Here is a 784-nt window from a genome sequence, read left to right as displayed (position 1 = left end):
TCGCTTCTCTCTTTTTATGCCCTTCTCTTAGATGATTCAAACGAACGCCAGAGAAGCCCTTACCCTCTAGTGAATAAGCTTTGGCAAATCCTTTCACGTATCGCCCTTCGCTTGGCTGGAGGCGAAACAGCTTAAAATCAGCAAGGCTGCTAAGATCATGAATCCGCTTTCCAAAACGCGCAGCCATACAATCAATACCAAGCGCCCAACCTTCACTTCCAAACTCCAGAAGCTCAGCATCGACGGTATAATTTAATCGCTCAAGCGCAAAGAGCTCTTTAGACTCCCCCTCATCAGCGATCACCAATACCGACGCAACCGGGTTACAGACGAGATTGACCGCATGACGCGCGATATCACTCAGCAGAACATAGAAGCAATCATCACCGGCACCAAATGGGGCATAAGAGGCAAATGGAAAGCCTTCTTTTGTCACAGTAGATAATTGCAAGGTCTTACGATTCTCAAGAAAGGACTGAATATCATGTTGAATACGTACTATTTTTTCATCGCGCATTGCTTTGCTCCATTTGCTCTGTTTCAAACACCATTGCTTGCTCTTGCATCTCTTTGAAGTCTTCGACCTGCTTTGGGATTAGCACCCCGTTCTCGTCTCGTCCCAGAAAGATTTTGAAAATACACTCGTGGCCTTTATCCCTAAACACGAAGGCATAACTCTGTTTACCGCGATGCGGTTTATCCTGAAAAGTAATGCTTTGAACAAGCTTCAAATTCAAATGCCCCTGAAAACCCCCAGAACCTGAATGACCAAAATTGTAAAAAC

The 784-nt window shown here is 45.0% G+C and carries 2 protein-coding genes; both read right to left on the bottom strand.

Annotated elements, in window-relative coordinates:
• A partial coding sequence (locus tag A3751_RS15195; RefSeq protein WP_068457658.1) for a pyridoxamine 5'-phosphate oxidase family protein occupies positions 1–517 on the bottom strand: 517 nt, incomplete at its 3' end.
• On the bottom strand, positions 507–784 hold a 278-nt coding region (locus tag A3751_RS15190; protein ID WP_304439036.1), incomplete at its 5' end, for a ChuX/HutX family heme-like substrate-binding protein. The genes A3751_RS15195 and A3751_RS15190, both read right to left, overlap by 11 nt.

Source organism: Oleiphilus sp. HI0080 (assembly GCF_001635135.1).
The sequence above is the reverse complement of the archived record's forward strand: the minus strand, read 5'-3'. Positions and strand labels throughout refer to the sequence as shown.